The organism is Frankia sp. AgB32 (assembly GCF_023243045.1).
GTDB lineage: Bacteria > Actinomycetota > Actinomycetes > Frankiales > Frankiaceae > Frankia.
The window spans coordinates 14,116-28,491 of sequence record NZ_JALKFX010000039.1; the positions used below are offsets into that span (position 1 = coordinate 14,116).

General features: G+C 71.5%; 8 protein-coding genes. 3 read left to right on the plus strand and 5 right to left on the minus strand.

Annotated features, from left to right (window positions below):
* Positions 1-231 precede the first annotated feature (231 nt).
* The gene (locus MXD60_RS14010) at positions 232-2,235 is read left to right on the plus strand and encodes an acetoacetate--CoA ligase (RefSeq protein ID WP_248819522.1); all 2,004 of its coding nucleotides are present in this window, start codon (positions 232-234) and stop codon (positions 2,233-2,235) included.
* A gap of 267 nt (positions 2,236-2,502) precedes the next feature.
* On the opposite strand, the gene MXD60_RS14015 is transcribed toward MXD60_RS14010, so the two are convergent.
* On the minus strand, positions 2,503-3,771 hold the full coding sequence (locus MXD60_RS14015) for an RNA polymerase sigma factor (protein ID WP_248819492.1): 1,269 nt from the start codon (positions 3,769-3,771) through the stop codon (positions 2,503-2,505).
* Positions 3,772-4,411: 640 nt separating this feature from the next.
* Between MXD60_RS14015 and MXD60_RS14020 the strand changes: the two genes are divergently transcribed.
* The gene (locus MXD60_RS14020; protein WP_248819493.1) at positions 4,412-5,749 is read left to right on the plus strand and encodes an amylo-alpha-1,6-glucosidase; all 1,338 of its coding nucleotides are present in this window, start codon (positions 4,412-4,414) and stop codon (positions 5,747-5,749) included.
* 77 nt (positions 5,750-5,826) lie between these two features.
* Here the strand turns inward: MXD60_RS14020 and MXD60_RS14025 are convergent, their stop codons facing one another.
* The 3 genes from MXD60_RS14025 to MXD60_RS29400 all read right to left on the minus strand — a co-directional run bounded on the left by MXD60_RS14025 (position 5,827) and on the right by MXD60_RS29400 (position 11,674).
* A complete protein-coding gene (locus tag MXD60_RS14025; protein ID WP_248819494.1) occupies positions 5,827-9,843 on the minus strand; it encodes a vitamin B12-dependent ribonucleotide reductase in 4,017 nt (1,338 codons plus the stop codon).
* Positions 9,844-10,107: 264 nt separating this feature from the next.
* A complete protein-coding gene (gene nrdR / locus MXD60_RS14030; RefSeq protein WP_248819495.1) occupies positions 10,108-10,731 on the minus strand; it encodes a transcriptional regulator NrdR in 624 nt (207 codons plus the stop codon).
* A 361-nt stretch (positions 10,732-11,092) separates the two neighbouring features.
* Entirely contained in the window at positions 11,093-11,674 is a 582-nt protein-coding gene (locus MXD60_RS29400) for a LysM peptidoglycan-binding domain-containing protein (protein WP_248819496.1), read from the minus strand.
* 315 nt (positions 11,675-11,989) lie between these two features.
* Between MXD60_RS29400 and lexA the strand changes: the two genes are divergently transcribed.
* Positions 11,990-12,754 (plus strand): transcriptional repressor LexA, encoded by a 765-nt coding sequence (gene lexA, locus MXD60_RS14040; protein WP_248819497.1) that lies wholly within the window; start codon positions 11,990-11,992, stop codon positions 12,752-12,754.
* A gap of 128 nt (positions 12,755-12,882) precedes the next feature.
* Here lexA and hflX read toward each other — a convergent pair whose 3' ends face one another.
* Complete coding sequence (hflX, locus tag MXD60_RS14045) at positions 12,883-14,343, minus strand: GTPase HflX (RefSeq protein WP_248819498.1); 1,461 nt, start codon at positions 14,341-14,343, stop codon at positions 12,883-12,885.
* Positions 14,344-14,376: the final 33 nt, after the last annotated feature.

Consider the following 14,376-nt stretch of genomic DNA (forward strand, 5'->3'; position numbering starts at 1 on the left):
GTGTGGGCGCTCGAGGGCCCCTGCTCCGACGCTGTCACGTCTCGACGGTAGCCCGAACGGGCGGCTGTGGGCAGCCGCGAACTCCGACTTCACGACGGCCGGGGCGTACAAGTTCGCCATTCGGCCAGCTGAAATGCCCTAGGGTCACTGCCCGTGGCAGCAGACGGAACGGAACCAGTCGATCCGGCGCCCGCAGGCGACGGCGGCCCGGCGGGGCCCGGCCGGGCGGCGGTGGCCCCCGGCACCCTATTGTGGGAGCCGAGCGCCCAGCGGGTCGCCCAGGCCGCGGTGACGAACTACCGCGAGTGGCTGGCCGCGGAGCGCGGCGTCGACCTCGCGGACGACGGGGCACTGTGGCGGTGGTCGGTGACCGACCTCGGCGGCTTCTGGGAGTCGATCTGGGACTTCTGCGCCATCGAGGGCGATCGCGGCCCCGGCCCCGCCCTCGCCGACGCCACGATGCCGGGGGCGGTGTGGTTCCCCGGCGCGCGGGTGAACTACGCCGAGAACGCGCTGAGCCGGCGCGGCCCGGCCGCCGCGGTGATCGCGGTACGGGAGGACGGCGCCGCCGCCGTCGTCTCCTGGGACGAGCTGCGCCGCCAGGTCGCATTGGCCGCAGCCGGCCTGCGCGGCCTGGGCGTGACCGAGGGCGACCGGGTCTGCGCCGTACTGCCGAACACGATCCACGCCCTGGTGGCGATGCTCGCGACGGCGAGCATCGGCGCGGTGTGGTCGTCCTGTTCGCCGGAGCTCGGCGCGGCGGCGCTCGCGGCCCGCATCACCCAGGTGGCGCCGACGGTGCTGCTCGGCGTCGACGGCTACAGCTACGGCGGCCGCACCTTCGACAGCCTCGACGCGCTGTCCGCGCTGGCCGCGGGGCTGCCCGAGCTCGCCGCAACCGTGATCGTGCCGTACCTGTCCGCCGACGCCTTCGCCCGCGGCCGCCAGGCCGGCGTCGCGAACCTGCTCACCTGGGACGAGCTGATGACGCCCGCGCCCGGTGCCGCCGAGCCCGAGCTGGAGTTCACCCGGGTCGCCTTCGACGCACCGCTGTGGATCCTCTACTCGTCGGGCACCACCGGCCCGCCGAAACCGATCGTGCACGGTCACGGCGGCATCCTGCTGGAGCACCTCAAGGCTCTCGCGCTGCACCTCGACCTGGGCCCCGACGACCGATACTGCTGGTTCACCACGACCGGCTGGATGATGTGGAACTACCTGGTCTCCGGGCTGCTGGTCGGTTCGACGGTGGTGCTCTACGACGGTGCCCCCGGCTACCCGACGCTGGGGGCGCTCTTCGGCCTGTCGGAGGCGCTGGAGCTGACCTGCCTCGGCACCTCCGCGGCCTATCTGCACGCCTGCCGCGACGCCGGGCTCGTGCCCCGCGAGGACGCCGACCTGTCCCTGCTGCGGACGATCGGGTCGACCGGGTCGCCGTTGTCCGCGTCGGCCTACGCCTGGGTGTACGACGCGGTCAGCCCGCAGGCGATGCTCTCGTCGATCAGCGGCGGGACCGAGGTCTGCACGGCGCTCGCCGCCGGTCTGCCGACGCTGCCCGTGCGGGCCGGCGAGATCTCCTCGCGCGGGCTGGGCGCCGCCGTGGCCGCCGTCGACGCCGACGGCAATGAGCTCGTCGACGAGGTCGGTGAACTCGTCGTGACCGCTCCGATGCCGTCCATGCCGCTGTACCTGTGGGGTGACCGGGACGGCGCCCGGCTGCGCGAGAGCTACTTCGCGGCCTACCCGGGCCGCTGGCGTCACGGCGACTGGGTCCAGATCACCGCGACGGGGGCGGTGGTGATCGAGGGGCGCTCGGACGCGACGTTGAACCGGTCCGGCGTGCGGATCGGGACGGCCGAGCTCTACGCCGTCGTCGACGAACAGCCGGAGATCGTCGACAGTGTGGCCGTGGACACCTCCGACGCGCCGGGCGGCGGCGGGCTGCTGCTGTTCGTGGTGCTCGCCAGGCCCGGGCTCACCGACGAGCTCGACGGGCGGATCCGGGACCTCCTGCGGGAGCGGTTGAGCCCGCGGCATGTGCCCGACCAGATCATCGAGATCACCGACGTCCCGCGGACACATACCGGCAAGAAGCTGGAGGTTCCGATCAAGCGGCTGCTCGGCGGGGCGACGCTGACCGACGTCGCGAGCCTCGACGCCGTCGCCAACCCGCAGGCCCTGCTGGCTTTCGTGGCCATCGCCGAGCGCGCCCGGGCCGCCGCGGACGTCCCCTGACCGGCCAGAAACCTGGTCCCGGAGACAGCAAAGCCGGATCTTCGCCGCGCTCAGCGAAGATCCGGCTTTCATCGATCACCCGGCCGCCGGCCGCGGCCCCCCCGGCCCCGGGCGCGGCGCGCGGGGGGGGGGGGGCGGGGGCGGGGGGGGGGGGCCGGGGGGGGCGGGCCCCCCCCCCGCGGGGCGGCGCGGTCCCGCGTGCTCATCTGGGTGCCACCCCTGACCTGACGTGCGCCCGCCACGTGGGCGGGGCCGAACTGGCCAGGGTCAGTCCAGAAACTCTCGCAGCCGGCCGGCCACGGCGGGCTTGCGCAGCTCGCGCAGCGTGTCCCGCTCGATCTGACGGATCCGCTCCCGGGTGAGCCCGAGGCGGTTGCCCACCTCGGCGAGAGTGTGCTGCTTGCCGTCGGCGAGACCGAACCGCAGCCGCATTACCTCGCGCTCCCGCGGGTTCAGACCACCGAGGACGTTGTCGATCTCGTCCTGCATCGCGCCGTACGAGGCGGCGTCCGCAGGGGAGGTCGCGTCCGAGTCCTCGATGAAGTCGCCGAGCACGGAGTCACCGTCGTCGCCGACGGAGGTCTCCAGGCTCACCGTGTCCTGCGCGTAGCGACGCAGTTCGACGACCTGCTCGATCGGCATGTCCAGCTCGAGCGCGAGCTCCTCGTCGGTCGGTTCGCGACCGAGCGTGGAGACCAGCTGGCGCTGCAGCCGCGTGATCTTGTTGATCTGCTCGACCACGTGGACCGGGATACGGATGGTCCGCGCCTGGTCGGCCAGCGCCCGGCCGATGGCCTGACGGATCCACCAGGTCGCGTAGGTGGAGAACTTGTATCCCTTGGCGTAGTCGAACTTCTCGACCGCGCGGATGAGACCGAGGTTCCCCTCCTGGACCAGGTCCAGCAGAGTCATCCCGCGGCCGCTGTACTTCTTCGCCACCGAGACGACCAGGCGCAGGTTCGCCGAGACGAGCTGCTGCTTGGCGGCGTGCCCGTCCCTGACGAGCAGACCGAGGTCGCGGCGCAGCTCGACGGGCAGGTCGGCGGACTCGAGCTTGTGCTCGGCGAACAGACCGGCCTCGACGCGCTTGGAGAGCTCGACCTCCTGGGCGGCGTTGAGCAGCGGCACCTTGCCGATCTCGCGCAGGTACATGCGCACGAGGTCGGCGGTGCCGGCGTGTTCGGCGGTGGAACGGGTGGCGGCGGTGACCTCGTCGGCCGGCTCGCCCTCCTCTTCGAGGAGTTCGACACCGGCGGAGTTCAGCCGCGCGATGAGGGCGGGCAGCAGCTCGAGGCCGATGTCGGCGGCCTCGAGCGCGTCCCGCAGCTCGGAGCGGCTGATCTCGCCGGCCTCGCGGCCGCGAGCGATGACGTCGGCGACGGCACTCACATCGAGTTCGTCGATGTCATCAGCCACCGCGGCCAGGGAGCGGCTGGAGGCGGAGCGGACAGTTGCAGCGGTCCGGCGAGTGCGCCGCGGGCTACGCGGGCGGTTCTCGTCGGCACGCTCGGCAAGTTCCAGGGCAGGCAGCGTCATCAGTGGCAAGTCCGATGGTCGGTGCGGGTGGGACGTCTGTTTCCGTGCACATGGGAGGCAACGAACGATGTTGCGGAACCATTCCCCGTGCAGGCGCACCCGGACATCAGCGATCGCCGGGCCTACCGGCAGTGTAGACCCCGACCCTCGAGCCGCTGAACTCGCTGTCGCGAAGACTACCCGTCAGATCCCGTCGTGTGGCGTGTTCAGCGAACTATCTTGACCTTCTCGCGTGGCCAGAGAGCCTTCACGGGGCCCGAAGCTCACCTCTAGGTAGCGATCTACACACAATACGTGAGCCATTCTCGCCGGGCTGCCGTCCGCGCCACATTTCCCGCCCACCGCCGCCATCGGGCCGGGTCCCACCCAGGGAAGTGCCGAGAGGTGTCGGTCACCCCCGTTCGGCGGTACCCGGGCCGCGACCCCGGCGGAGCGACCCGAGGCACCGTTCGACACCGACCGCTCACGAATACCGGCCTGCCCCACCACCCGCCGCCACGAACGGGCCAGGCGTGGGCCCCGCCTGCCGATCACCCTACGCGTCAGCCCACCCCACGGACGTCGACCGAACCCGCGTTAGGCAGGCCACACCGGCGTAGGCCTACCAGTGGCCACGGGGTGTGACGGCTACTCTCACACGATGTCCGTCCCCAGCGTCCCGGCAGAGCTGGCGAAGTTGCGCGAGACCGCGGTCTCCGTGCTGCGCGGCAACGATCTAGGCGACATCACCCGGCCCTCGCCGACGCTGTATCCACACCAGTGGCTGTGGGACTCCTGCTTCATCGCCATCGGGCTGCGCCACCTCGACACCGAGCGGGCCGCAGCCGAGATCCTCTCGCTGCTGCGCGGTCAGTGGCCGAACGGCATGATCCCGCACGTGATCTTCGCTGAGACCACGGACTTCTACCACGCCGGCCCGCAGCGCTGGCGTTGCGACCGGGTGACCGCGACCGCCGGCGGCGTCCAGAGCACCGGCGTCACCCAGCCACCGATGATCGCCGAGGCGGCTGTCCGGATTGGCACGATGATGTCCAGCTCGGCCCGCGGCGGCTTCTACCGCCGGCTCTACCCCGGGCTGCTGCGCTTTCACCAGTGGCTGTACGACGAGCGGGACCCGGACGACGAGGGCCTTGTCTCCCTGGTGCATTCCTGGGAGTCCGGGATGGACAACACCCCGACCTGGATGGAGATCACCAGACCGGTCGCGCCGCTGGGCGTGCGGGTACTGCGCCGGTTGAACGGCGACGACGCGCTGGACGCGCTGCGGCGCGATTCCAAGGAGGTCCCGCCGGACGAGCGGCTCACCTCCGGCGACCTGTTCACGCTGTACCGGATCGTGCGCGAGCTGCGCCGGGCCCACTACAACTTCCGCGAGATTCGCCGGACCATCGTCCCGCTCGTGCAGGACGTCGCGTTCAACGCGATCCTCATCCGGGCCAACGAGCACCTGACCGCCATCGCCGCCGAGATCGGCGCGGTCGTTCCCGCCCGGCTGGCCCGGTCGATGCGCCGGACGCGGGAGGCGATCGCCGAGCTCGCCGTCGACGGCGTGTACTACAGCCGCGACTTCCGGACCCGGACCCTGCTGCGCCACGAGACCATCGCGGGTCTGCTGCCGCTGTATGCCGGGGTCGTGCCGGAGGAGAACGTCGACGAGATGGCCAAGCGGCTCGCCTCACCGCGGTACTGGTCCCGCTTCGGCGTGGCGAGCGTCCCGGTGGACGATCCGAGTTTCCTGCCGCGCTGCTACTGGCAGGGCCCGGTGTGGGTGAACATGAACTGGCTGATCGCGGACGGCCTGGAACGTTACGGTCGGCTCGACGCCGCCGACAACCTGCGTAGCAACACCATCGACGTGATCGCCGCCTCCGGCGCCATGTACGAGTACTACTCCCCGCTCGACGGCTCCGGCGCCGGCAGCAACCGCTTCTCCTGGACCGCGGCCCTGCTCATCGACCTGCTCGCCGGAAACCGTTAGCCGCACGATCGCCGCGCCGGCCGGGCGGGCGTGGGGACGACCCACACCCGCCCGGAAACCCCACCGGTCGGAGCAGGTCAGCTGCAGCCGCTGGTCGATCCGCACTGCTCGCAGACGTAGCAGCTACCCGCCGGGCGCATCGTCACGCCGCAGGTGAAGCAGAGCGGGGCGTCGACGACCGTCTGGGCGATCAGCGACTCGCCGGCGGCAGCCAGGCGCAGCTCACGGGCGACGAACTCAGGCCCATGATCACTCGCGACCCCGTTGCTGGCGGCAGTCACCGAACCGCCGTCCGCGGCGCTACTCGACGTCACCACCAGCCCCTGCGCCACCGCCGGCGCGGTCACCGCGCCGGAGTCGCCGACCCCGGTGGCACCCGCGGGTGCCGCCTCGCCGGCCGGGGCGCCGCCGTACTGGCTGGCGACGCCGCGGGTCCGCTCGGCGGCGGTGGAGATGCCGAGCTCGGCCCGGTGGTCGGCGTCGAGGTAGTCCAGCGCGAGACGGCGGAACAGGTAGTCCATGATCGACTGCGCGATCCGGACGTCCGGGTCGTCGGTCATCCCGGCCGGTTCGAAGCGCATGTTGATGAACTTGCTGACGTACGCCTCGAGCGGGACGCCGTACTGCAGGCCGATGGAGATGGCGATGGCGAAGGCGTCCATCACGCCGGCCAGGGTGGAACCCTGCTTCGACATCTTGATGAAGACCTCGCCGAGGCCGTCGTCCGGGTAGGAGCCGGCGGTCAGGTAGCCCTCCGCGCCGCCGACGGCGAACGACACCGTCTGGGACGGACGGGTCTTCGGCAGCCGGCGGCGAACGGGCCGGTACTCCACCTCGGGGGCCGGCGGTGCGGCGACGGCGACCGGCGCGGGCAGCGCCGCCGCGGCACGCGCGTCCGCCGCCTGCTTCGCGCCCTTGACGTCGGTGAGGGGCTGGCCGACCTTGCAGTTGTCCCGGTAGATGGCCAACGCCTTCAGGCCGAGCTGCCAGCCGGCGAGGTAGATCTCCTCGACGTCCTCGACGGTCGCCGTCGCGGGCATGTTGACCGTCTTCGAGATCGCGCCGGACAGGAACGGCTGCACCGCGGCCATCATCCGCACGTGGCCCATCGGGGCGATGGCCCGCTCACCGATGGCGCAGTCGAACACCTCGTAGTGCTCCAGGCGCAGGCCGGGGGCGTCGACGACGTGACCGTGCTCGGCGATGTACTCGACGATCGCCTCGATGGTCTCCTCGGCATAGCCGAGCGTGCGCAGGGCAGCCGGCACCGTCTGGTTGACGATCCGCATGCTGGCGCCGCCGACCAGCTTCTTCATCTTGACCAGGGCGAGGTCCGGCTCGATGCCGGTGGTGTCGCAGTCCATCGCCAGGCCGATGGTGCCGGTCGGGGCGAGCAGGCTGACCTGCGCGTTACGGAAGCCGTGCTTGTCGCCGACGGTCTGCGCGCGCGCCCACTCCTTCGACGCGATGGCGAGCAGCCGCGCGTCCTCGGCGTGCTCGCTGCGGACCGCGTCGCTCGCGGCGGCGTGCTTGCGCACGACCCGGCGGTGCGGGTCGGCGTTGCGGGCGAAGCCCTCGTAGGCGCCGACGATCCCGGCGAGCTCCGCCGAACGCCGGTAGGCGGTGGCGTTCATCAGCGAGGTGATGGCTGCGGCGAGGGCGCGCCCGCCCTCGGAGTCGTAGGCCCGCCCGCTGGCCATCAGCAGAGCGCCGAGGTTGGCGTAACCGATGCCGAGCTGCCGGTAGGCGCGGGTGACCCGGGTGATCTCCGGGGTCGGGAAGTCCGCGAAGCAGATCGAGATGTCCATCGCGGTGATGATCAGTTCGACGGCGGAGACGAACGCCTCCGCGTCGAAGGTCATGTCCGCGCGCAGGAACTTCAGCAGGTTCAGCGACGCCAGGTTGCAGCTGGAGTTGTCCAGGTGCACGTACTCGCTGCACGGGTTGGAGGCACTGATCCGGCCGCTCTCCGGGCAGGTGTGCCAGTCGTTGATCGTACCGTCGTACTGGATGCCCGGATCGGCGCACGCCCAGGCCGCCTCGGCGATCGTGCGGAACAGGCCCTTGGCGTCGATCGTCTCGATGGTGCGGCCGTCGAGGCGGGCGCGCAGATCGAACTCGCGGCCGTCGACGACCGCCCGCATGAACTCGTCCGTGACCCGGACCGAGTTGTTGGCGTTCTGGTACTGCACGGACGCGATGTCGCGGCCGCCGAGGTCCATGTCGAAGCCGGCGTCGCGCAGCGCCCGGATCTTCTCCTCTTCCCGGGCCTTCGTCTCGACGAACTCGACGATGTCCGGGTGGTCGACGTCGAGGACGACCATCTTCGCGGCCCGCCGGGTCGCCCCGCCCGACTTGATCGTGCCCGCCGACGCGTCGGCGCCGCGCATGAAGCTCACCGGGCCCGACGCGGTGCCACCGGAGGACAGCAGCTCCTTCGAGGAGCGGATGCGGGACAGGTTCAGCCCCGCCCCCGACCCACCCTTGAAGATCAGCCCCTCTTCCCGATACCAGTTGAGAATCGACTCCATCGTGTCGTTGACGGCGAGGATGAAGCAGTTGTGCACCCGCAGACCGCCGGAGAGGTACTCCCCGCTCTCGGTCTGGATGTCGTAGACCGGCATCGGCCCGCGCGGCTCGACCCGGGCGATCTCCAGCTCCTTCACCGCCTTGGCTGGGCGGCCAGGCTGGTCGAACGATGCCTCCAGCTTCGCCGCCTTCGCCGGATCGATGAAGCCGATCTCGTCGGCGAAGATCCGCCGGTCGCCCAGGTTCTGGATACCGAGGCTCCACAGGTCGTGCCGGTTGGCGTGGGGCTCGGCCTTGCGGCGCACGCGGGAGAAGATGCCGAACCGCGTCAGCAGCGCCTGGACTCCGCGCATCAACTGCTCGCTGATCATGTCGAGCCCGACCAGGGTGGAGCGTTCCTGGGGGCTCACGTACCCGTCGGCCTGGAACAGGCTGCGCAGGTACGCGGCCACCACGGGCAACGGGGCGTCGAACAGGCGCGCGGGCACCGTCATGTCGACACCGCGGGACCGCAGCCCCCAGGCCTCGGCGAAGGATTCGAGCGCAGTGCCGTACAGCCGCAGGCGACGGCAGTCGAGAGCCGAGTCCTGCGTCGTCACCCACCTCTCGTGCCGGTGCACGTCGGGCAGAACCGCGTCCACCGCGGCCGTCACCCAGACCCGCTCGGCCTCGGTGACCGTCATCGCCTCGATGGTCAGCGAGCGATTCGTCCCGGTGTACTGACCGACGAAGCCGTCCGCCTGCAGCCAACCCGCCAGCGCGGCCTCGGAGATCTCCCGCGAGGTGATCTCGCGCTCGCCGGGAGCGTGCACGCGATGCCATTCGAGCCGGTCGCCGGGGCGCAGATCGCCGGCCGCGACGAAGGCTCCGCTTCCCTTGCCCGAGCATCGCCAGACAAGGTGGTCGGCGGTGACGTCGAGAGCGTGGCCGGCCTTCGTCCAGACCCGGAGCACGTCCTTCACGCCATTGGACTTGGTGGCCACGATCCTGGTCAGCCCGTGGGCGTCATGGACCTTGGCTCCCACCGCGTCCGCCTCCACCAGACTGCCGATCGGCACCAGGCCATCCGGCGTGCTGACGAGGGCGTCGTACGGCTGGCAGGCGGACACCTGCTGCGGCGCGGCGGTTCCGACGTTGAACCAGACCGGGGAGTTGAAGCTGAAGACCTGGTGGAGCAGCATCCAGGTCAGCTCGTGCTCGAAGGCCTCGGCGTCGGCGTCGGTCGCGAAGTAGTGGTGCTCGCGGCCAGCCTTCGTGTAGGTGAGCACGACGCGGTCGATGAGCTGACGCAGCGACGACTCGCGGGCGGAGCTGCCGGGCGCCCCGCGGAAGTACTTGCTCGTGACGATGTTCGACGCGTTGACCGACCAGAAGTCGGGAAACTCCACCCCGCGCTGCTCGAAGTTGACCGAGCCGTCCCGCCAGTTGGTCATGACGACGTCCCTGGTCTCCCAGGTGACCTCGTCGTACGGGTGGACACCGGCGGTGGTGCGCGAGCGGCGGATCTTCAGCCCGCCCGTCCTGGCCGCAGACCTGCCCGCCTTGGTGCCGCGACTTTCGGTCATGACGCTCCTCGTCGTGTCTTCGGTTCTGGTCGGTGTACGCCGGCGCACTCTGGGACATGCCCGCCCGACGCCGATACACGGCAGGCGCGGACGGCGGCCCGTGGCGTGCCGGGTCGCGCGGATTCCACACCCGTCGGCAGGGACAGGCCGTCCTGTGATCAGGAGGGCACGCCGACCGGGCAGGTGTCGTTCGGATGGGCGGTTCTCGGCCCGGCGTCCCCACCGCGTTCCGCGGTGCCGGTCGCCTGATCCGTACCGTTCGGCCTAGGTGTCGACGGGCGCGCCGAGCGCCTCGACGACCTCGTACTCCCCCGCGGCCGGATGATCGCGGCCGGTGCCGCTCTCGACGATGTTCAGATAGTTCGAACCACCGCGACGGCCACGGTCTCCCGCACCGCCGGGCCCGGCCCGCTCGGCCGGATCGTCATCCCGGCGGGCGCCAGCCGTCTCTGTCCGTAGCGCGGCGATGGCCGTCTCGAAGTCACTCAGAGACTCGAAGGCCAGGTACACCGAGGCGAACCGCAAATACGCGACCTCGTCGAGTTCGCGGAGCGGACCGAGGATCGCCCGGCCGATCGCTTCCGCGGGAATCTCCGCGGAACCGGCGGACCGCACCGCGTCCTCAACCCGCTGGGCCAGCAGAGCGAGATCGTCGTCGCGCACCGGCCGGCCCTGGCAGGCCTTGCGCACGCCCGCGATCACCTTCGCCCGGCTGAACGGCTCGGCCACGCCGCTGCGCTTGAGCACCCGCAGCGACGCCTCCTCCATCGTGGTGAACCGGCGACCGCACGACAGGCACGAACGCCGCCGCCGGATCGCCGAACCTTCCTCGGCCTCCCGGCTGTCGACGACGCGACTGTCCGGATGCCGGCAGAACGGGCACCGCACGTTTCGCCTCCTCATCCGAACCGGCGCGGATCACCGCCGGGTCCCCTGTGCTCGTCGCCAACCTCGTCGCCGACCTTGGTATCAACCAGTGGGTATCAACCAGTGGTCGACGTACACCCCGATAGGCACCAGATGTTGTGTCCAACTTAGCGCACAACACCATTGATGGGGAGACCGACCCCTCGCGTGCCACATGAGGACATCGGTGCGCGGGGAAGCGGCGACCGTGCGCGAGACCGCTCGGCCGTCCGCACAGCCCGGATGCCGGCGCGTGACCACGGCGACCACCGGGGCCGGCCGGTGGAGACCGACCGTGTCCGGGCCATCGGGGGTACTCCGACCAGACCGATCGCCGGGCCGGCTAGTCCAACAACAGGAACTGACCGGGGGTGACGTCCGGAGCGGGCAGGTGGTTGATGCGCATCAGCCGGTCCACCACCACACGCGTGTCGGCGTCGGGATCCAGCGCGACCGCGACCTCCCACAGACTCTCCCCGGCCACGACCAGGTGCCCGCGCGGCGGGTCGCTCGCCCACGCCAGCGAGGCGCGCGGCACCGCCACCATCGACAGGACGGCGGCGACCAGCGCTGCGACCGCGACGACGACCACGCGGCCGCGCCGGGTCAGGCGCAGCGGCGGCTCCCGCCGCGCCGCGCGACGCTCCCGCGCCACCGGACGGCCCCCGGGCTCGGGAAGCACCGCCGGCCGCCGATGCCCCGCCGTCGCTCGGCCGGCGGGATGATCCGGCGACGGCCGGCGCCCGGAGCGCGCCCGCGGCGCCGCCGCCGACCGGGACCAGGCCACACACGCCGAGCAGGCCGACCCGGCGCACCGCGGGCGGCTCGCACCCAGGGCCCGGGAGTACTGGCCGGCGGCGCGCCGGCCGGCCCGCTCGCGGACGGCGGCGAGATCGACAACCTGCGTCGTGTAGCTGGGATCCACGGCATCCTCCCGGGGCGAACAGCTCGTCGCGACCACGCCACCGAACTCCCGTTCGATCGAACTGTTGGTCGATTGTCGCACTCGGACGCCGATCGGGAAATGGGACACGCTCGAACAGACGTTTGAGATTCTGCGATCGTCCGGTTACCGTCGAGACGATCAGGTGTGGACCGGGCGGTCTCCCGGTCGCAGTCGGCCGCACGCCGTGGGGGTGTCGGGCTCGCGAAGGCGGGCCAGCCGCCGCGCGGCTGCCCGGCGAGCGGCCGCGCGGCGGCAGCCCGGCGACGAGGTACGTGACGAGGAGAGCGGTAGGCGATGACCACCCAAGGCAGGGGTACGCGCCGGGCCGGGGCCCGCGGCAACGTGCGGGCCTTCCCCGACAACCCCGCGGACGCAGCCGGTCTGACCCCCCGGCAGCGCAAGGTGCTCGAGGTCATCCGGGCCGCCGTGGAGCGGCGCGGATATCCGCCCAGCGTGCGGGAGATCGGCGAGGCGGTCGGGCTGACGAGCACGAGCAGCGTGGCGCACCAGCTCAAGGTGCTGGAGGAGAAGGGCTACCTGCGCCGCGACCCCAACCGCCCGCGGGCGATGGAGGTGCTCAGTCCCGACCGCCCCAGGCGCAGGGCCGAGAGCGGGAACGCGGCGGTGGTGGCCGCGTTCCGTGGCGGCGAGTCCCGGGTGGCGCCCGATTCCGCCGAGGAGAGCACAGCTACCTACGTCCCGGTGCTCGGCCGGATCGCCGCCGGTGGCCCGATCCTGGCCGAGCAGGCGATCGAGGACGTCTTCCCGCTGCCCAGGGAGATCGTCGGCGAGGGGACGCTGTTCCTGCTCCGGGTCGTCGGTGAGTCGATGACGGGCGCGGCGATCTGTGACGGTGACTGGGTCGCCGTCCGCCAGCAGCCGGTCGCGGACAACGGCGAGATCGTCGCCGCGATGATCGACGGCGAGGCGACGGTCAAGCGGCTGCGGGTACGCGACGGAAAGATCTGGCTGCACCCGGAGAACCCGGCGTTCAACGACATCCCCGGCGAGGAGGCGACCATCCTCGGCCGGATCGTGGCCGTGCTGCGCCGGGTCTGACCGGCATCCGGTCTGGCCGCTGCGGCAGCGGCTCCCCGTGGGGAGCCGCTGGATCCTCGGTCAGACCGGCACAGGCCGGCCGTGGTGAGCGGCCGGCCTGGCGCGGGAACCGGTCGGAAGCGGAGCTGTCAGAAGCGGAAGGCTTCCAGCTCGGCGGCGAGCGCCGAGGACACCCGAGCGGTCAGCCGGGTGCCGTCCGCCGTGTGCTCGAGGTCGATCACCTCGCCGTCGGCGTGCACCCGGGAGACGAGGTCGCCCCGGGTGTACGGGAGCAGGACCTTCAGCTCGACATCCGGGTGCGGGACCCGCTGGCACAGCGCGTCGACCAGGGTGTTCAGCCCGTCTCCGGAGCGGGCCGAGACGAGGACCGCGTCGGGGGCGAGCTGGCGCAGCCCGGCCAGCATCGTGGGCTCGGCGGCATCGACCTTGTTGATGACGATCAGTTCCGGCACGTTGGCCGCATCGATGTCGGCGAGGACCTCCCGCACGGCCGAGATCTGGCCGGCGGGGTCCGGGGCGGAACCGTCCACCACGTGCAGGATGAGGTCGGCGTCGGCGACCTCCTCCAGGGTGGAGCGGAACGCCTCGACGATCTGGTGCGGCAGGTGGCGGACGAAGCCGACCGTGTCGGCGAGGGTGAACACCCGCCCGTCGGGCAGGGTGGCTCGGCGCACGGTGGGATCCAGCGTGGCGAACAGCGCGTCCTCCACCAGGACCCCGGCGCCGGTGAGCCGGTTCAGCAGCGACGACTTGCCGGCGTTGGTGTAGCCGGCGATCGCCACCGAGGGCACCTCGCCGCGCCGGCGGGCCGACCGTTTCGTCTCCCGCACGGTGGACATCGCGGCGAGCTCGCGACGCAGCTTCGCCATCCGGGCCCGCAACCGCCGCCGGTCCGTCTCGATCTTCGTCTCACCGGGACCACGGGTCCCGATGGGGGCGCGGCCACCGCCGCCGGCGGCGGCCCGGGACATCGACTCACCCCAGCCTCGCAGCCGCGGCAACATGTACTGCAGCTGGGCCAGTTCGACCTGCGCCTTGCCTTCTCGCGAGGTCGCATGCTGGGCGAAGATGTCCAGGATGAGTGCCGTCCGGTCGATGACCTTGACCTTGACGATCTCCTCGAGCTGGCGAAGCTGGCCCGGGGTGAGCTCGCCGTCGCAGACAACCGTGTCCGCGCCCGTCGCGGCGACGACCTCGGCGAGCTCGCGGGCCTTGCCGGAGCCGACGTAGGTCGCGGCGTCCGGCCGGTCGCGGCGCTGCACGAGCGCGTCGAGCACGACGGACCCCGCGGTCGTGGCCAGCGCCGCGAGCTCGGCCATGGAAGCCTCCGCGGACTGCAGCGTGCCCGACGTCCACACCCCGATGAGCACCACCTGCTCCAGCCGGAGCTGGCGGTACTCCACCTCGGTGACGTCTTCGAGCTCCGTGGCCAGGCCGGGGATCCGGCGCAGCGACGCGCGATCCGCCAGGTCAAACCCGTCGCCCGAATCGGCGAAAAAGCCTGAAAGGTCGGCCGAATCTCCGTCGGCAAGCGTGATGAGTGAGCTGTCGGAAGTGGACGCATCCAGGGCGTCGGCAGGAAGTGTCATACCATCCGTTCTCAACGCGGCCCGCTTCCGCGG